Source organism: Psychrobacter sp. AOP31-B2-9, assembly GCF_052378005.1.
GTDB lineage: Bacteria > Pseudomonadota > Gammaproteobacteria > Pseudomonadales > Moraxellaceae > Psychrobacter.
Map to the genome: position 1 here is coordinate 1 of NZ_JBQSXG010000006.1, position 19,380 is coordinate 19,380.

At 41.8% G+C, this 19,380-nt stretch carries 17 protein-coding genes and 1 tRNA gene; 5 read left to right on the forward strand and 13 right to left on the reverse strand.

The genetic code is table 11. From position 1 onward, the window contains the following. Nucleotides 1-179: 179 nt before the first annotated feature. Nucleotides 180-803: a nitroreductase family protein gene (locus ACT3SX_RS01450; protein ID WP_192991714.1), complete on the reverse strand. Its 624-nt coding sequence runs from the start codon at nt 801-803 to the stop codon at nt 180-182. A 254-nt stretch (nt 804-1,057) separates the two neighbouring features. Beyond that, the gene (locus tag ACT3SX_RS01455) at nt 1,058-1,591 is read right to left on the reverse strand and encodes a L,D-transpeptidase (RefSeq protein WP_192518176.1); all 534 of its coding nucleotides are present in this window, start codon (nt 1,589-1,591) and stop codon (nt 1,058-1,060) included. A 198-nt stretch (nt 1,592-1,789) separates the two neighbouring features. Here ACT3SX_RS01455 and ACT3SX_RS01460 point away from each other — a divergent pair, with 198 nt between their 5' ends. Beyond that, nucleotides 1,790-3,049 (forward strand): hypothetical protein, encoded by a 1,260-nt coding sequence (locus ACT3SX_RS01460; RefSeq protein ID WP_192518177.1) that lies wholly within the window; start codon nt 1,790-1,792, stop codon nt 3,047-3,049. Nucleotides 3,050-3,364: 315 nt separating this feature from the next. Here ACT3SX_RS01460 and ACT3SX_RS01465 read toward each other — a convergent pair whose 3' ends face one another. Further along, nucleotides 3,365-4,603, reverse strand: coding sequence for an argininosuccinate synthase (locus tag ACT3SX_RS01465; protein ID WP_192518178.1), 1,239 nt, complete (start codon nt 4,601-4,603; stop codon nt 3,365-3,367). Nucleotides 4,604-4,977: 374 nt separating this feature from the next. Between ACT3SX_RS01465 and pyrC the strand changes: the two genes are divergently transcribed. The 4 genes from pyrC (at nt 4,978) to ACT3SX_RS01485 (ending at nt 7,613) form a co-directional block, all read left to right on the forward strand. Continuing rightward, entirely contained in the window at nt 4,978-6,048 is a 1,071-nt protein-coding gene (gene pyrC, locus ACT3SX_RS01470; RefSeq protein WP_192991715.1) for a dihydroorotase, read from the forward strand. 246 nt (nt 6,049-6,294) lie between these two features. Next, complete coding sequence (gene rnt, locus ACT3SX_RS01475; RefSeq protein WP_192518180.1) at nt 6,295-6,996, forward strand: ribonuclease T; 702 nt, start codon at nt 6,295-6,297, stop codon at nt 6,994-6,996. A 292-nt stretch (nt 6,997-7,288) separates the two neighbouring features. Then, complete coding sequence (locus tag ACT3SX_RS01480) at nt 7,289-7,486, forward strand: hypothetical protein (RefSeq protein WP_192518181.1); 198 nt, start codon at nt 7,289-7,291, stop codon at nt 7,484-7,486. Nucleotides 7,487-7,537: 51 nt separating this feature from the next. Beyond that, nucleotides 7,538-7,613: transfer RNA gene (locus tag ACT3SX_RS01485), tRNA-Glu, on the forward strand. A gap of 190 nt (nt 7,614-7,803) precedes the next feature. Here ACT3SX_RS01485 and ACT3SX_RS01490 read toward each other — a convergent pair. The 10 genes from ACT3SX_RS01490 to ACT3SX_RS01535 form a co-directional block, all read right to left on the reverse strand. Then, entirely contained in the window at nt 7,804-8,424 is a 621-nt protein-coding gene (locus ACT3SX_RS01490; RefSeq protein ID WP_192991716.1) for a BLUF domain-containing protein, read from the reverse strand. A gap of 414 nt (nt 8,425-8,838) precedes the next feature. Beyond that, a complete protein-coding gene (gene ispD / locus ACT3SX_RS01495; RefSeq protein WP_192518183.1) occupies nt 8,839-9,582 on the reverse strand; it encodes a 2-C-methyl-D-erythritol 4-phosphate cytidylyltransferase in 744 nt (247 codons plus the stop codon). A 144-nt stretch (nt 9,583-9,726) separates the two neighbouring features. Next, nucleotides 9,727-10,035: an FtsB family cell division protein gene (locus ACT3SX_RS01500; RefSeq protein ID WP_192518184.1), complete on the reverse strand. Its 309-nt coding sequence runs from the start codon at nt 10,033-10,035 to the stop codon at nt 9,727-9,729. Nucleotides 10,036-10,148: 113 nt separating this feature from the next. Next, the gene (eno, locus tag ACT3SX_RS01505) at nt 10,149-11,465 is read right to left on the reverse strand and encodes a phosphopyruvate hydratase (protein WP_192518185.1); all 1,317 of its coding nucleotides are present in this window, start codon (nt 11,463-11,465) and stop codon (nt 10,149-10,151) included. Between the two features lie 321 nt (nt 11,466-11,786). Further along, nucleotides 11,787-14,129, reverse strand: a complete 2,343-nt coding sequence (locus ACT3SX_RS01510; RefSeq protein WP_192518186.1) for a heavy metal translocating P-type ATPase — start codon at nt 14,127-14,129, stop codon at nt 11,787-11,789. Nucleotides 14,130-14,380: 251 nt separating this feature from the next. Beyond that, the gene (locus tag ACT3SX_RS01515; RefSeq protein ID WP_192518187.1) at nt 14,381-14,605 is read right to left on the reverse strand and encodes a heavy-metal-associated domain-containing protein; all 225 of its coding nucleotides are present in this window, start codon (nt 14,603-14,605) and stop codon (nt 14,381-14,383) included. Nucleotides 14,606-14,659: 54 nt separating this feature from the next. Further along, nucleotides 14,660-14,920 carry a heavy-metal-associated domain-containing protein gene (locus ACT3SX_RS01520; protein WP_192518188.1) on the reverse strand — a complete coding sequence of 87 codons (261 nt, stop codon included), beginning with the start codon at nt 14,918-14,920 and terminating at the stop codon, nt 14,660-14,662. Between the two features lie 39 nt (nt 14,921-14,959). Beyond that, nucleotides 14,960-15,835: a 3-deoxy-8-phosphooctulonate synthase gene (gene kdsA / locus ACT3SX_RS01525; protein ID WP_192518189.1), complete on the reverse strand. Its 876-nt coding sequence runs from the start codon at nt 15,833-15,835 to the stop codon at nt 14,960-14,962. Nucleotides 15,836-16,056: 221 nt separating this feature from the next. Next, nucleotides 16,057-17,691, reverse strand: coding sequence for a CTP synthase (locus ACT3SX_RS01530; RefSeq protein ID WP_192991717.1), 1,635 nt, complete (start codon nt 17,689-17,691; stop codon nt 16,057-16,059). A gap of 263 nt (nt 17,692-17,954) precedes the next feature. Continuing rightward, on the reverse strand, nt 17,955-18,965 hold the full coding sequence (locus ACT3SX_RS01535) for a porin (RefSeq protein ID WP_192991718.1): 1,011 nt from the start codon (nt 18,963-18,965) through the stop codon (nt 17,955-17,957). Nucleotides 18,966-19,380: the final 415 nt, after the last annotated feature.

Below are 19,380 nucleotides of genomic sequence, written 5' to 3' on the forward strand. Positions count from 1 at the left end.
AATATAATCAGTGAACTACTAAACCCCTACGGTGCAGCCCTCCTTAGATGTACAATCTGCAGTTGGCTGTCCTGTGCTCATTTTAGACTTCTTTGATTATAGATAAACGATACAAAAAAGACAGCTCACTTTATCAGGGCTGTCTTTTTTGTTTAATAGTATTTCATTCGGTGAGACTATTATATGTTTTTCAACCCTAAAACTTTCATGCGCTCACTGACTGGTTGATAAGTCTTTTCGCCAGCAGGCTCGACGATATTACCAAAGGGCATTTGCGCAATCAGCGCCCAGCTGTCTGGAATATCAAACGCGGCTGCCGCGTCTTCATCAACTAGCGGATTATAATGCTGGAGATTTGCGCCAATATTCAAGCTGCTAAGCTCTGTCCACACTGCATACTGATGCATGGCTGAGGTCTGCTCTGACCATACAGGGAACCTATCGGCATAAAGTGCAAATTTCTCCTGTAGTGATTTGACGACATTTTTATCTTCATAAAATAATACGGTACCTGCTGCCGCACGGAAACCATCTAGTTTTTGTTTACTGCTAGAAAAATCACCATCACCTACCGCCTCGCGTAGTTTTTCTTCAGTGATATCCCAAAACTTATGATGCCGTTCACCAAACAGCACAACCAATCGCGAAGACTGTGAATTAAAAGCAGAAGGCGTATGTAGCAAAACGCGTTCTGCTATGTTTACAATCGCTTGTGGCTGCACTGGCAACTCATTACCTAATGCGTAGATAGAGCGGCGTTCATCAAAAGCTTGCTGTAAGATGCTTAATGTTTCTTTAGACATAATAACTGTCCTCAATTTATAGTTGAATGTGCTTTAGATAAGTAATGTTTGGCATAAATATCTTTAGTAATCATTACACAGAAACCACATCATAAAATTTAAAAATCAACAGGAGTTTTTAAGATAACAATCCCTAATTCATTAAAGGTTTGCTGTCGATTTATGAGCGTTTGGATATTTGCATATAAAGAGCCAGCCTTATGCTATCTGACTTCCTATTATTTCAAGGTGCCATTTTATTTTAAAGTACCATTTTATTTTAAAGTGTCATTTAAGCTGTCTACAATATTCACTGACGTCTCTTCTTCGACTTGTTCGAACAGCTTTACGATGTCTTCATTGCGCATACGTATACAGCCATGAGAGAGAGGCGTACCCATCGGTTCAGTATCTGGTGTACCGTGAATATAAATATAACGCTGGTAAGTATCACAACCACCGTTACTATTACTACCCTTATTAACACCTGCTTCCAAACCGCTCAACCATAAAATACGGCTTAATATCCAGTCTCGCTCAGGGTGTAACTTACCAAGATCAGCACTATATATCTCGCCCGTCGGTACTCTCCCGACAAACACAGCCTTAATAGGTTCACTGCCACCTATTTTTTCTGCAATGACATGCTGTCCAAGTGGTGTACAACCGCTATCTTGTTGAGCACCAATACCGTTTTTTGCAGTAGATATCTGATATTGAGCGAGTTCTTTATTTTGTTGATAGACGGTGAGGGTTTGCTGGGCAATGCTAATGATTAACCGCGTGGCAATATTTCTGTTATTTGTCATGGGGTATTCCTGAGGCCATTTATATATTTATCATACTCTTTGGCATGTCATGCTTTAGATTGTGAAATTTACCATTTGTACATAGATCATAAGATGATACACCTCAAACAAAATGATTGAAAATTTCTAGTATTAAGGGATTGTATCAAGGCTTTTGGCACCGTAATATAGAGGCACACTTTTTGATGCTAGCAGATTATGACGACTATTTCACCGACACGTGTGTCGATGTATGATTTTCTATATCAAGATACCATACCTATGGTGTCATTATTGGCAGATACCGCAAAGCTTTCTTTACCACAAGCGCGTTTAGCCATGGATGCCAGTTTACAGGCAATTATTAGCGCGCTACTTGCGTATCAGCAACACCAAGATGGTCAAACAGTAAGCAAAAAGCTGTTTGGACGTGGTGCTGTCAAAGAACTGCGACAGTATAATTCTATGAATTTTGCAACCATTAGTGCGGCGCTGTATCATCGCCACGATGCTGCAGATGCCATATTTTATGATAATGCTCGAGTCATTAAAGCGAGCGATTATATCGCCAAACAAGTGGGTACAACGACACAACAAATCCAAATTTTACTGACATCTTTATGCGTGATTGTACTCCGTGAGTTGGCTATTTTGGCAGAATATAGTCAACTTGATAATGATGAAATCAACAAGTGGTTTGCATTACAGCCACAGTTTTTATCATCAGCTCGGTTTACCGTCAGTAAACCCGAAAATTTGTCAACCGAACTGGCAAATAATGAAAGCCAAGAGGCTATAGCAACTGCTGAAAACTCTATAAAAACAAAAGACTCTGCAGATACTGACCTTTCAAGTATAGAGCAGCTATCAAGCACTCCCCCGCCTTTCGACCATTACTGGTACGAGCTAACAGCTTTCAAACCTGAAAATCATGAACCCGTACAAGACATGCAGCTGGCAACAGGTAACTATTTAAAAGCCATTGGTCGCTCACCAGACAACCTGCAGCAAGGGCGCCATAATGACATGCTGGTATTTGCAGACATGCACGATATTGCCTTGCCACATCAACGTTGGTTATTACAACTCGCAAAAATCTCTGACATCTATCTTAGTCGAAACCGGTTACGGATTACATCCGAACCTATCAATCCGCCAAAACCACCTTTGGTTAGCCTCGGACTAATCGGCGGTAATAGCGACAACACTCCAACCACGATTAGTGAAAAACCGATTGAGTATGAGCCAACAACGCCACTTTGGAAAAACCCTGTTATTATCATTATCATTCTAGTTATCAGTGTATTGGGGGCACTTGCAACCTTTAAATACCAGATAAAAAAAGCTGATGGTACTAAGCTTGCAGTAGAAGAAGTATTAGAGCAAGAAGCTATTGAAGAACGCCAATCACAAGATGTAGCCATCGTAAGAGTAGACGATGATGATACTGATAGTGCAGAGGTAGAAAAAACCGAGTAGCTAAGACCAAATAGTCGCTATCTAGTAATGGCTATCTATAAGACGTTAATGAAAGATAAAATGGTTACTAGAAACTTCGTTAAGGCATCATTTTATGCCTTGTCTGAAGCCGTTTTACTAATCATTAAGAATCAGCAGTGCCTATTTGTGAATATCAAATTGTGCATATCAAACACACCTTAATAAGCTCTCATCAACAATAAAAAACAGAGGCACTATACATATAGGCCTCTGCTTTTTTGTTTACGATTTAATTTCTTATTTAACTACAAACAATCAAATAAGATTACACTATCCCATCTTTCAGGTTTGGTGTTATTTTGATAAATCGCGACCACGGCTGGCTTCGATAGCTAGACGTAGGCCATTTAGACGGATAAATCCTTCCGCATCTTTTTGATCATAAGCACCAGCATCATCCTCGAACGTTGCGATTTTTTCATCAAACAATGAGTCTGCAGACTTACGACCTACAACACTAACACTACCTTTATATAACTTCACACGCACGGTGCCGTTGACGTACTCTTGAGACTTGTCGATTAGCTCTTGCAACATGACACGTTCAGGACTGAACCAATAGCCATTGTAGATAGTTTTAGCGTAGCGTGGCATCAACTCGTCTTTTAGATGCGCCGCTTCACGATCAAGAGTCAACGACTCAATACCGCGGTGCGCTTTTAGCATAATCGTACCAGCTGGTGTCTCATAGCAACCGCGTGACTTCATACCAACGTAACGGTTTTCTACGATATCCAAACGACCAATACCGTGCTTACCACCAAGCTCATTTAGCTTAATCATCACTTCAAAAGGCTTGAGCGCTTCACCATCGATAGCAACGATATCACCTTTTTTGTATTCCAACTCTAAATACTGTGCTTCGTCAGGTGCTTGTTCTGGACTGACTGACCAACGCCACATATCTTCTTCTGCTTCAGCATACGGATCTTCTAAAATGCCGCCTTCATAAGAGATATGCAAAAGATTGGCATCCATTGAGTACGGAGATTTTTTCTTATTGCCCGCATAATCAATTGCAATGTCATGCTCTTCGGCATAATTCATCAAGCTTTCGCGGCTAGACAAGTCCCATTCGCGCCAAGGAGCAATGGTAACCACATCTGGTGATAAGGCAACAGCACCAAGCTCAAAACGCACTTGATCGTTTCCTTTACCAGTTGCGCCATGACTAATAGCATCAGCGTTGTGTTCTTTGGCGATTTCTACCAAACGCTTGGCAATCAACGGACGTGCGATAGACGTGCCAAGCAAGTACTCACCTTCGTAGATAGCATTGGCACGGAACATTGGAAACACATAATCACGGGCAAACTCTTCACGCAAATCTTCGATGTGAATATGCTTTATACCCATGGCTTTCGCTTTAGCACGTGCCGGCTCAACTTCTTCACCTTGACCGATATCAGCGGTAAAAGTAATGACTTCTGCATCATAGGTTTCTTGTAGCCATTTAGCGATGATAGAGGTATCAAGGCCTCCAGAATAGGCCAAAACGATTTTATTAATATTTTTTGGATCAAGTTGAGCCATGAATAACTCCTATTATGAGCATTTAGTTTTAGTAGCAACGTTAAGATAAAATCAAAAGATAAATTACCTGCTCAGTGTACATCATATTTGCTATGGGCAAAAGTACAACTGCCCTAAGGCGGCAAGGTTTCGACTTAAATATTGGATATATAAGGTTTTCCTTATTCTTACCAAAGAACCTCGTGATGACGATATGGTCACACTCTAATAGTATATAAGCAAATATTCTAATCATCTCACAGAGCGAATAATAAATTATGCATAGATAGATAGTTAGCCACATATTTAGTCAAGTGGGCAAATCTGTTATGATAGCAACATAGTACTACTCCCTTTTACTTCCTGTATATGACGACATAGAGCGCTATAACATTATGACTGATTCAATTAGAGAGTTGACCATCCTTCAACCAGATGACTGGCATATTCACTTACGCGACGGTAATGCCCTAAGTACAACAGTACCGCATGCAGCAAATAGCTTTAATCGCGTCATTTGCATGCCAAACCTAGTACCGCCCGTCAAGAATATCGATGACGCCTTAGCCTACCGCGCACGTATCATGGCTCATCTTGAAGCTAGCGATTTGAGCACTGAGCGCAAAACGGCGTTTGATCCACGTATGACTTTATACCTAACAGATAAAACTACCGCACACGATATCGAGATGGCAGCCAAATCGGGTATCGTACAAGCCGTTAAACTTTATCCTGCGGGTGCCACTACCAACTCTACTGATGGCGTGACAGATATAAATGCCTGCGTCGATGTGTTTGATGCGCTAGAAAAATACAACATGCCCTTACTCATACATGGTGAAGTCACTCAAAACCATGTGGATATTTTTGACCGTGAAAAACGGTTTTTAGACGAAGTACTTGCTCAAATAATCGCCAAACTTCCTGCATTAAAAATTGTCGTCGAACACATTACCACCAGTGATGCAGCCGACTTTGTATTGGCTCAAGGTAATAACATTGCTGCTACTATCACCCCGCAGCATTTGATGTTTAACCGTAATCACTTATTGGTTGGTGGTATCAAACCACATTTTTATTGCTTGCCTATCTTAAAGCGTGAAAGTCACCAAAAAGTACTATTAGATGTTGCAACCAGTGGTAGTCCAAAATTCTTTTTAGGCACTGACTCTGCGCCACATGCGACAGATAAGAAAGAAGCTGCTTGTGGTTGTGCTGGCTGCTATAGCGCTGCTCACGCTTTGTCACTGTATGCCACTGCTTTTGATAGTGTTGGTAAAATAGATAAGCTAGAGGGTTTTGCCAGTCGCTTTGGCGCCCAATTTTACGGTATGCCATTAAATGAGAGCACTATCACCCTTGTTAATACGCCTATGCAAGTCCCAACCGCTTATCCCTACTTTGACGGTGGCACTGTGACCCCACTCATGGCAGGTGAGATGCTGCCTTGGTCTATTAAAGCATAAAGAAAATACCGCAGAACTCTCTATTTTTAACTCTATGATGGACACCCTGTCTTTGTAATAGGCAGTGTGACATCCATCATCAGATGCTTGTTGTTTAACTAAATATAACCGTATTGTTGATTCAATTTAAAATAAGATCAAAGCGACTAACCTCAGTAGGTAGATATGACACCTCAAGCGAGGTTAGCGCTGTCATTCTTTTATATTAAATTGACTTTATGACTGATAAAAGTGATTTAACTTTATATGACCACTCAAAATGATGCTGCAACAGACGAACAAACCCCAATGCGTTTAAAAGAACGTTTTCGTAAATTTTTGCCTGTCGTCGTCGATGTTGAAACAGCAGGTTTTAATGCACAAACAGATGCTTTATTAGAAATTGCCTGTATTCCAGTGCTACTGAATGAGCAAGGTGTGTTTTATCCAGGCGAAGCATTCAATGCCCATGTTGAACCTTTTGAAGGCGCAAATTTAGAGCCAAGTGCTCTCTCTTTTACAGGTATCGATCCAAACAACCCACTGCGTAAAGCCATTGCTGAAGATGAAAAAACTGCGTTACGCCGTATTTTTAAGGGTTTAAAGGAAGTGCGTCGTAGCGAAGAATGCCGTCAGTGCGTACTGATCGGACACAATGCCCATTTTGACCTAGCCTTTTTAAATGCTGCCGTGCTACGTACCAATAGCAAAAACCACAATCCATTCCATAATTTCTCAGTATTTGACACCGTGACATTATCTGCACTGGCATTTGGTCAAACCGTATTAGCACGTGCTTGTAAAGCAGCAGGACTAGATTTTGATGGTAAAGACGCTCACTCTGCACTATATGATACGCAAAAGACTGCTGAGCTGTTTTGTCATATTCTGAACCACTATCCAATGCTAGCGAATGCGATGCATAACGAAGACAGTACGGATGAATTATCCGACAGTGACAGTCAGTAAGTCACATATCCTATATTGCCAACCGCTCATAATAGTGCTATTTGTAATACTTGATGACTTTAACATCTTGATTTTACAATCAATAGGGATATGATTGGTATCATGACTGAAAAGCCCCCTCGTTTAACGATTGAATATGACTTAAAACTATTCACAACCCATAAACGAGCCGTCAACCTATAAAAGCACTCTAAGATGGTGTCGTTGTATCCTATAGATGGTTTAAGTTGCCCACGCTACCTTGATAGCAAATGTTGTAAATGCTACAAGGCTCAATAGAAGGGACTTTATCATGGATCCACAATTAAAATTATGGGGAACTATCATCGGTTATATGCTACTCGCGTTGACCATTAGCGCTTGTACTTCTTTATGGATTCGCTACCATTTAAAGCGTAAAGACCTACATCCTCGCCGCGCAATCAAAAAAAGATATTTAATTTTAAAAAGACGAAAAAAAAGGCTTGACAGAAAACGCAGACGCCATTAGAATACGCACCACTTCGGCATAAATGGTGAAAGCAGCTGAGGTGTTGTACTAGTCCCCATCGTCTAGAGGCCTAGGACACCGCCCTTTCACGGCGGTAACGGGGGTTCGAATCCCCCTGGGGACGCCACTATTTGGCGTCACTTGTTAGCAAAGATATATTAAAGTATTTGATAAGACTAATAAGTAAACCACCAAAAACCCCACTCATAAAATATTATGAGTGGGGTTTTTTTATGCTTAAATTTTAACAACGCTATCCTTTTTAAGGTCAGAATGATTAATAACTAACCTTGTAGTGTCTATCATAACAATATCTATCAAACTTTATCTGATAATACCAACCATAACACTGTTAGAATGATCATTAACCCAAGTACAGTTTGAATCAAAAAGAACGCTTGATGTTGACCAATCACCTTGCTCAATGTCACACCTAGTGTGCTGTACTTGATAGGCGGTGTATCAGTATTGCCAATTTTCACTTGTTCTTCATAATACCCTTGTAGGATATCTAAAAACGCTGGCCATTCATTTGGGCCCCATTCATACGGCTGAAATGGCATAAACTTTTTCAGTTCTGGCTCTTTTATCATCCAACGCTCAAGCGTGATTGAACGTAGCGACCAATCTGTAAAACGGCGCTGGCTAATTTTTGAAAAGTCTAAAATCTGCAGCTCTTTATGTCTACCGTCTACTAATAGACGATTTTTTAGGTTGGTTAGATCCTGCTCTGAGCCTTCTATATACTGCAAGAAGTAGCCATTACCATAACAGAGAATGCCCGTGATGTTGTCAGCCCTATTACGTGCAATAGAACCCTCCGAGATGTCATTAAGCGTACTAGGGCTTGAAAGGCCAGTCGATGTAATTTTACTTATGTATACAAACTGGCAAAGACCTGTCGTTACTGGATTTGTCGAATCATTGATTGTTGACAACTCCCTTCTCCCTATTTTTAGATAAATGCAGCTAAGACAACCATACTAACTTTAGAAAAAAACATAGAGACAAGACTTTAAGAAGCATCAAACCAGTCTGGTATATTATTGATTTTATAAATGTTTATATTAATTGTATTAAGTTGGTTACATCATAGGCTAGTTTCGTCATCAAAGCAATATCTGTTTACATTACACCAATAACAAACATTAATCTATAAAAAATATCTATTCTAAAGGGGGGTTGAGCAACCACAAACGTATTTTTAGAGAAGACTTTTTGGATTTAATAATAGAAAAGTACTGTGAAAGAGTAAGTGATTTCTCATTTATATTAGGGGATGTCCTCAACTCAAGCGATAGTCATATAACTTGGCCAAAAGCATGATTCAGTTAGATCCTATTAGCAATACGTCAAGATGACTGTGTTTGAGTAGCCAGAATAGCAGCCAACAATGTGGCATCATCAGGATAAGTGAGTTTGATGTTTTGACGACTGCCTGTCACTAGTCGAATAGGTAGCGCTAAGTGCTCAAAAGCACTGGCTTCATCGGTAATATCTAGTTGATACTCAGCGACATGTGCAAGGACTTGCTGTAATTGACCTAAGCGAAATACTTGCGGCGTTTGTGCTTGCCACATATGACGACGATCTATCGTGCATTTAGCATAAGAGTGAGTGCTATTTATAAGCTTATTTTGAGCGTTAGACTGAAGATAAGCCTCTTTTAGGGTATCTGCTACAGGAGTCGCTAAGATAGCACCATAAGGCTCTATCATCGCCGCTTCAATAACGTTATCAATATCATGAATGGGTACAGCAGGACGTGCCGCATCATGAATCAGCACCAAGTCTGAATCAGCAGCACCTGCTTTACTAATTGCCTCTACGCCTGCCTGTACTGACTGCCAACGCTCAGCTCCACCAATAGCATAATGTATTGGTAGCCCAAAATCGAGTGTGCCAGCTGTAGTGTCATCTGCTGCTATTACCAATAAACACTTATCAATATAAATACTACAAGCAAGCCTTGCCACACTATGCTGTAACAATGTTTGCTCTTGCAACATAGTATATTGTTTGGCTATAGACGATCCAAAACGATTACCGCGACCAGCTGCAACGATCATGGCATGTACATGAGGTGTGGTGTTCATAAGATGATACTCAAAAAACAGCCATCATGGCTGAAACCCATGATAGAATGACTAAGGAGAAATAAGGCAAGTAAAGACTTTTAGATGAATAGTGACTTTATTATAGATAACGAGAGATAAAATCTTTTAGAAAAGTAAGAGTGCTCAGTAACGGCTATGAGTCGTTGGTGCGGTTGATACTTGTACAAACGTCTCATTTGGTTTAATCAAGCCTAAGTCTAAGCGAGCGTGTTCTTCTACTGCCTCAAGACCAGTTTTTAGATCATATACGTCAGTACGTAGTAAATTATTTGCAGCCACTTGATTGTCATTTAAATTTTGCTGCTCTTCGATTTGCGCCGTTAGTTTATTATGCTCGAAACGACCGTTTTCACCCAGCCAATACTGATATTGCAATCCTAAAAGTACGGCAACGGCTAAAGCAAGTAGGATAAATTGGCTAAAGTATTTCATAAATTGGTAACGCCAAACGATAGAGAGACAGTAAATTAAAGTTAAGGTATGCTGGTTGAGCGATATATCCTCATAGCAGTGATGATATATCGCTCATTTTCCCACCCAACTTATTAACCACGTAGGCCGATAAACTCTTCACGGCCACGATAGCTTGCACGCACTTGCTGCTCGATACGTAGCAGCTGATTGTATTTTGCAACGCGATCTGAACGGCATAGTGATCCCGTTTTGATCTGACCTGCTGCTGTACCAACGGCTAGGTCTGCAATGGTGCTGTCTTCAGTCTCACCTGATCGGTGTGAGATAATCGTTGCATAGCCGTTGTTCTTCGCAAGATAAATCGCATCTAGTGTTTCTGACAAAGTGCCAATTTGGTTAAACTTAATCAAAATTGCGTTAGCGATTTTCTTATCAATACCTTCTTGCAAAATAGCAGGGTTGGTCACAAACAAATCATCACCAACCAGTTGGACTTTATCACCAATCTGCTCAGTCAAATACTTCCAACCATCCCAGTCAGACTCATCAAGACCATCTTCGATAGAGATAATAGGGTATTGACGCGCTAGCCCAACCAGGTAGTCTGAAAAACCTTGGCTATCAAAGGCTTTATTGCCTTCACCTGCCAAAACATACTGACCGTTTTTATAAAATTCGCTGGCCGCACAATCTAACGCTAGATGAATATCTTCACCTGCTTTATAGCCAACTTGCTCAATCGCTTGCATGATGACGGTGATGGCTTCTTCATTGCTACGCAAGTTTGGTGCAAAGCCGCCTTCATCACCAACAGCGGTATTCAAGCCTTGTGACTTTAACACTGATTTTAAACTGTGAAAAATCTCTGTACCCGCACGTAGCGCTTCTGAGAAGCTCGTAAACCCAACTGGCTCAATCATAAACTCTTGGATATCGACGGTATTGTCCGCATGCTCGCCACCGTTTAAGATATTCATCATCGGTACAGGCATCGTCAGTGATGTCTGATTGCGCATATTGGCAATGTACTGATGTAATGGCAAGTTTTGTGATTTAGCAGCAGCTTTAGCAGTAGCCAGCGATACAGCTAGCATCGCATTGGCACCAAGATTGTCTTTGTTCTCTGTGCCATCTAGCGCGATCATTGCATCGTCAATGCTTTGCTGTTCTGTCACGTCTTTGTCCAGTAGAGCGCTACGAATTTGGCTATTGACGTTGGCAACAGCTTTTTTGACGCCTTTACCCATGTAGCGATCTTTGTCGCCATCACGCAGTTCAAGCGCTTCACGTGAGCCAGTAGAAGCACCACTTGGTGCAGCAGCACGGCCAATAGTGCCATCAGCCAAAATAACATCGGCTTCAATCGTCGGGTTACCGCGCGAGTCTAAAATCTCACGTGCACGAATGTCTTTAATTGCAGTAACGTTGGTGGTTTCTTCAGCGTACATAATGTCTGTTAATTCCTTTGGTCATGCCAAGTTTATGGGATAAATAACGGCAACTAGAATACAAAAAAGATAAAGCAAAATATCATATAGCACATGTACTTAAAACAGCTTTACATATTTGTAAAATCGGCCAAGTCTGAGTACGATTAAAGGTTTGTTTAGCATATCAAAAGCTGGCTATAGTGCGTGGCATCATAGCATAAATTTTACTAAACTTCCTTTACCTTACACCAACTTACGCCCATAAAATTACAGATGAGTAACGATAGTAGACGTAAATGGACTGGTCAATTGGCAATGATATTAATAATGAGATATTACTTATGTTTTCGTCGAAGCCGCGATATCAGTGTGAGCGTTAGAGACGGTATTCTCCAGCTCCACCTCTGTCTTAAATTTTGTCAATCGCAGTGCATTTATCAATACTGAGATAGAACTGAGCGCCATAGCAGCAGCGGCAATCATAGGATTTAAAAAACCAAAAGCGGCAAGCGGGATACCAATACAATTATAAATAAAGGCAAAAAATAAATTTTGTTTAATATTGTGCAATGTCGCTTGAGCAATTTTTTGAGCAGCATCAATATGCATGAGCGACTCGCCCATCAATCGTGCAGAGGCACTGTGCTGCGCCACATCAGTACCCTCAAACATTGCAAAGCTGGCATCGGCTGTTGCCATTGCTGGCGCATCGTTAACACCATCTCCTGCCATCGCCACTTTATGACCAGCAGTTTGTAACAAGGCAATTTGACTCGCTTTATCACGTGGACTCATCTTACCGTACGCTTGCTTGATACCCAGCTGCCCTGCCACATGATCGACGACGGACTGCTTATCACCACTCATCAAAATCACGTTGATACCAGCAGACTGTAATGCTGCGACTGCTTGTGGCGTATCAACTTTTAGATCATCCGCCAAAGCAAAAGCACCTAGTGCTTCATCGTTGATGCTAACTGCAACGGTGCTGGCAACTTGCCATGCTTTGGGCATCAGCTTGGGCAGCGTCAAATTAGCAAACGCTGCCGTACCAACCTTGATAAGTCCAAGTCCATCAATATGCGCTTGTATACCAGCACCTTTGATAACACTAATATCGGTCACACTCATCAATGGCAAATGACGATTATTTGCCGTATCAACTAACGCTGTCGCTAGCGGGTGACTGGCATGCGCTTCCACACTAGCTGCAAGTTGCAAAACATCATCAACAACAAGCGATTTATCTACCATCACATGATCAACGATAGTCGGCTTACCAATAGTTAGCGTACCTGTTTTATCCATAACAACAGTATCAATGTTACCGGCGGCTTCTAGGCTTTGGGCATCTTTGAACCACACACCATGACGGGCGGCGACACCCATACCAGCCATGATAGCGGCTGGCGTGGCCAAACCAAGCGCACAGGGACAAGCAATAACTAATACTGACACCGCATGCATCAATGCCGTATCCACCATACCTGTCAGCCACCATGTGACACCAAAGGTAACTAAGGCAATCGTTACGACAACAGGGACAAAAATCGCAGTGACTCTATCGGCAAGACGCGCTAAATCAGCTTTTGATCCTTGTGCATCGCTGAGCGCTTGTACCATATCGCCTAACTTGGTATCACTGCCTCTAGCACTGACGCGATATAGTAAGCTACCGTTTTCGACCAAGGCCCCTGCTAATAGTTTACTGCCCTCTTGTTTTTTAAGTGGGACTGACTCACCTGTTAAATGGCTTTCCACACACCAGCCACTACCATCAATAACAATACCATCTGTCGCTACTCGGCTACCTTGCTTTGCACGCAAAATATCACCAACTTGAACGTCTCTTAATGCGACGTTATGAAAATCACCATTTGGCTGCTGCTGCTCGACTTCGTCAGGGGTCAATGACAATAGTAAATCAATACTGTTTAGGCTCTGCTTTTTGGTACGCTCTTCCAGATACTTACCTGTCCGTACAAACGCAATGACCATTACCCCAGCTTCAAAATATACCGCAGGTGCATCCACATGACCACTTTGCAATAGACTGTTCAAACTGCCATCACCATGTGTCAGCCATAAATACGTTGAATAAGCCCAGATTGTTACTGTACCGATGACTACCAGTACGTCCATATTGGCAAGACCGCCTTTAATTGAGGCCCACGCACTCTTATAAAATGGCAATGCCAATCCAAACTGTACAATCGTCGCAATGATAAACTGCAACCAAATTGGTGGCATCCACGCCATACCAGAACCTGTCAGCATGCCTACCATACCGACCAAAAACGGCACCAAGCAAATCCATAACCCAATCAATCGCCAAGGATACTCTGTGGCCGTATCTTTAGTAGTTTGCTCAAACAAGCTATCACCTGCCTGAATATTGGCCACAAAACCTGTCTTGTTTACCCATTCCATGACTTGCTCAGGTGTGGCTTGTGTAGAGTCAAAATCGACATTGGCAGTCTCACCTGCAAAATTCACACTTACCTCGTAAACTGCAGGTTTTTTGTTCAAAACTTTTTCGATACGTGAAGCGCAGGCCTGACATGTCATACCATCAATCGCTAGTTGTAGATGTGATCGATTTGGTGTGAGTGGTGTACTGGAATGACTGTCAGCTTTAGTATCATAGACAGCACCATTGTCAGGCGAGGTAAAATTATTCATAAATAAAACTCGGTATGGCATTTATTCGTTATAGCATTTATAAAATCTTATGAGCCATAAAAATATCAGTGGGTGGAAAAATAAAATCTAAATACGCAATACTCAGGTTTTCTGTCGTTGAATTCAAACGGTTTTGATACCAGGCAACCTAGTGCAATCTATATAAACCTAAGAGACAAGCCAATAGCAGCAACCTTTGAGCATTAAAAAACCAGCCATGATAGCTGGTTTTTTCAAAGAAAAAACCATACTTATGAGCGAACGACAGTCGCGTCAAAACCAGCATCGTCGATAGCTGACACAATGGCTTCGGCGTCGGTTTTGCTATCATCAAAAGTAACGGTTGCTTGATTGTCTATGAGCTCAATACTAATGTCATTTAGGCCATCGATATCAGCAGTTGCATTGTAGACACTGGCTACGCAACCACCGCAAGTCATGCCATCAATTTTAATAATATGGGTTTGGTCTGCCATGTTAGGCTCCTTATTTTTATGTATGAATAGATAAGTGTATTAATAAATAAGTTTTTACGACTCATCATCGTAATGTGGATTTTGTGGTGCATCAATAGGAAATGGTTGGGTCACATAATCGACCATACTAATTGCTGCTGTTAGCGCATGAATACTCGTCTGAGTATCATCATAACGTACCATAGCGATATGATGAGCGGTATCCAAATCGATAGCGGTGACACCTGTGATATTTTTTAGCGCAGTCATCACGCTATCTAATCCTTCAGCGTCATCGATGTTTGCAATACTGACTTGTGCTGTTTGCATGGACATTATAGTACCCTCCTGTTCTGATGCTATTAGCAAGTACTGCTAATGAGTGTCTAGGGTTTCAAAACCTTTGACCAAGTCATCAATCTGCTTAAGCTGACGCAAAAATGGCTCCAGCTGACTCATACGCAATGCACAAGGGCCATCACATTTTGCCGTTTCAGGACTTGGGTGCGCTTCTAAAAACAACCCTGCCAACCCTGTTGCCATACCTGCACGTGCAAGTGTGGTGATTTGCTCTCGACGACCACCAGCACTATCACTACGCGCACCAGGCTGTTGTAAACTGTGCGTTACATCAAAAAATACAGGGATATCCATCTGCTTCATGGTGTCAAAACCAAGCATATCGACAACTAGATTGTTATAACCAAAAGCACTGCCACGCTCGCACAGTATCAATTGGTCATTACCACCTTCGAGACATTTGTTGACGATATGGCGCATCTCATGTGGTGCTAAAAACTGGGCTTTTTTGATATTGATAATGGCGTCTGTCTTTGCCATTGCATGAACCAAATCCGTCTGACGTGATAAAAAAGCAGGTAGTTGAATAATATCTGCCACTTCAGCGACAGGTGCTGCTTGATGTGGCTCATGAACGTCAGTAATAATAGGTACTTGATACTTTTCTTTTATTTGACCTAGCCAGTCAATGCCTTTCGCCAATCCTGGGCCTCTATACGAGTGTAGACTTGAACGATTGGCCTTATCGAAGCTGGCCTTAAAGACATAATCAATCCCCAAACGTTGACATATCTCAATATACTGCTCTGCAATCTCAAACGCCAATTCTCTAGACTCTAAAACGTTCATACCACCGAACAACACAAATGGTTGATCATTACCAATATTAATGGTGTTATTACTGGGTGTCGTAAGCTGAATATGTGATTGTGCTGCTGATAAATTATCCATTAAGCAATCTTCCTATTTATTGTTATCTGAATTTCTATCGCCTATTGTAACCGATAGCCCAATTAATAAAAGTATTCAAGCGTAATCACCTGCAATCAAGCAAGATATCAGAAATATAAGTCATACTTCTGCCTCTAAAAATGCAGATTAAAAAAAGACCGATTCGAAAATCAGTCTTTTTTTAGGCAAATATAAAAGCGTTGAGTGCTACTTGATTTGAGCTATTTCGCTTCGCTATAGTTCTTCGCTGCTTTTACAAAGCTATTAAACAGTGGATGACCACCGCGTGGCGAGCTGGTGAACTCAGGATGAAATTGTACAGCCACAAACCATGGATGGTCAGCAAGCTCAACTGATTCAACCAAATGCTGCTTGGCAGAATAGCCCGATATGCTCATACCTGCTTGTTCTAGTGGCTCGATATAGCGATTGTTCATCTCATAACGGTGGCGATGACGCTCAGTGATGTTTTTAGTACCATAAATTTGGCTCAACTTGCTACCAGCGACCAATTCGGCTTGCTGTGCGCCTAAACGCATGGTACCACCAAGATCTGAGTCATCATTACGAATCTGTAGCTCACCGCGCTCATCTAACCACTCGGTGATAAGACCGATGATTGGCTCTGCTGTCTTACGATCAAACTCAGAGGAATTAGCATTAATGTTGAGCACATTGCGCGCATACTCAATCACTGCCAACTGCATACCCAGACAGATACCCAAATAAGGAACGTTGTTTTCGCGTGCATAAGTGGTGGCTTTCATTTTACCAATGGTACCGCGCTCACCAAAACCACCTGGCACTAGGATAGCATCAGCATCATTGAGCTGCGCCAATAAGCTGTCATCATCTTCTAAACGTTCAGCATCGACATAATCAATCTTGACGTCTGCTTTGTGCATGATACCAGCATGGAGCAATGCTTCGTTAATAGACTTATAAGCATCAGGTAGCTCGACATATTTACCGACCATCGCGACAGTAACCGTCGTCTCAGGATTCAACTGCGCTTCAACCACTTTATCCCAATCGCTCAAATCTGCTTCTGGTACGTCAAGACCAAAACGCTCACAAATCAAATCATCAAGATCTTGCTCATGCAACGTACGCGGTATTTGATAGATGCTTTGAGCATCTTCACACATAATAACCGCACGCTCTTCTACATTGGTAAATAGTGCAATCTTATGGCGATTGTCTTGTGAAATGTGATGTTCAGAACGGCAAATCAGTACATCAGGCTGTAGACCGATAGAGCGCAACTCTTTCACTGAATGCTGAGTTGGCTTGGTTTTGGTTTCACCGGCACTTGCGATATAAGGCACTAATGTCAAATGCATCAGCATGGCTCTATTACGGCCAAGCTCTACTTGCATTTGGCGTACCGCTTCCATGAATGGCAGTGATTCGATGTCACCAACGGTACCACCAATCTCGATGATAGCGATGTCATAACCTTCACCACTGGCCAAGATTTTACTCTTGATTTCGTCAGTGATATGCGGGATAACCTGTACCGTACCGCCGAGATACTCACCGCGGCGCTCTTTATTCAAGACGTTTTGATAGATACGACCACTGGTGAAGTTATTGCTCTTACTCATCTTTGAATGACGTAAAAAGCGCTCATAATAGCCCAAATCTAAATCTGTCTCGGCACCATCTTCGGTAACGAACACTTCACCATGCTGGAATGGGCTCATCGTACCTGGATCGACATTGATGTACGGATCCATCTTAGTCATCGTGACAGTCACGCCACGTGCTTCAAGTATCGCGGCAAGAGAGGCTGCGGTGATACCTTTTCCTAGTGAGGACACTACCCCACCGGTCACAAATATAAACTTGGTCATAGTACTCTTTCGGTAATTGGTAAAGAAGAATTTTACTAAAAATACGCCATAAAATATAGGGCAAAAATGCAAACTGTCGGAATCTAATGAAAACTAATGTATTCTCACTGAGTTCTACTGTCTGTGCCATGCTTGCAATATGCATTTTAAATGCTTTCGCAGTGATTGCTTTGAAGTTCAGTGCGTCGGATAAATCCATACAAAAAAAACCCACCCCGAAGGGTGAGCTTTTTTAAGTATAGAGTCAGGCTCTACGGGTTGGTTTAGAAGTTGTATTCTAGACCAGCGCCAATGCCTACACCATCATACTCTGAGTTCGCTGAATCGTCTTCTTCGTGAAGATAAGCACCGTATAGATGGCCAGTGGTTGCTGCGTTGAACGCATATTTACCACCAACTGTCGCACGGAATGCTTCGTCGTCGTTCTGACCGTCGTCGTTAGTTACGAAGTCACCTTGTGCATAAGCAGTCCAAGGCGTAGCAGTCGCCATTTCACCACTGATAGTGAATAAGTTTTCGTTGTTGTCAGTATCAAAGTCAGTGTTTTGATATAGAGCACCGACAGTCAATACTGGGCTAACAGCGTAGTTACCACTTACACGAAGGGCGCTTTTTACCCAACCATTCAGCTCAGCTTCGTATTCACGTTCTTCAGGAGTTAAACCAGCAGTTAGGCTACCTGAAGACTGAAGATAACTAGCACCAACGTTCATTGGACCTGTGCCGTATGTGGCTGCGATACCAGCTAGGTTCTCTTCGTTACCATCTTCTGCTTCATCTAAGCCGTACATAGCCATGACTTGCACACCATTATAGTCAGGCGAGAAATAAGCCAAAGCATTATCGATACGTGGAGCATCAGCAGCTGTTAGTACTGCATCGCCACCTATTACACCACCAGCTGTTACGTTTGCAAAGTTTACGTAGTCATCGACAGCAGTCAAACGACCAGCAAGCATCGTACCGTACTGGTCATTGGCTAGACCAAGGTAAGTATCACGAGCATAGAACTGATCACCGTCATCAGCGTCTGCGTCAACACCATACTCAAGTTGATATACAACGTCAGTATTTGCAGTCAAAGCTTCAGAACCTTTGAAGCCAACGCGTGAAGAGGCAGAGTTTAGTTTAGTACGCTCATCTTGATCGATGCCATCAGTGTCAGCTTCAATAACGTCAAGAGTTAAAAATGCTTTACCATAAACTGTTGGCGCGGCGTTGGCTGCAGAAACAGATAGGGCAGCAACTGCTGTAGCTAAAAGTAGTTTTTTCATTGGGTATCTCCACTTTACAATTTTTAGTAATAAGCGAGCTATTATTAGCTGGTGCTCATAATGGTATCGTCACAAATCCTCAAAGAAATAATGTGTAACTGGCTACCGAGATTAGTCAGAAACAAGTGTGGCGAAGTTTTATTACAGTAAGATGAAAAAGCCATGGCTTACACGATTGGGATTAAAAAAGTAACATTCATGTAAATATTGGTCTTTATCACTCTATTGCGTAACATCCGTTACCAAACTCATACTTCGAGTACAAGCATATCAACTTTGACATAATTTGCAACACATTTTTTTGGTTTTTGAATATAGAAATCCGCAAACACTATATCCCTTATAGAATGTAAGCCTTTACAAAAATTCCTCTGTTTTCTCAAAGAGATAAAGGCAGGATTGATTGGTATAAATA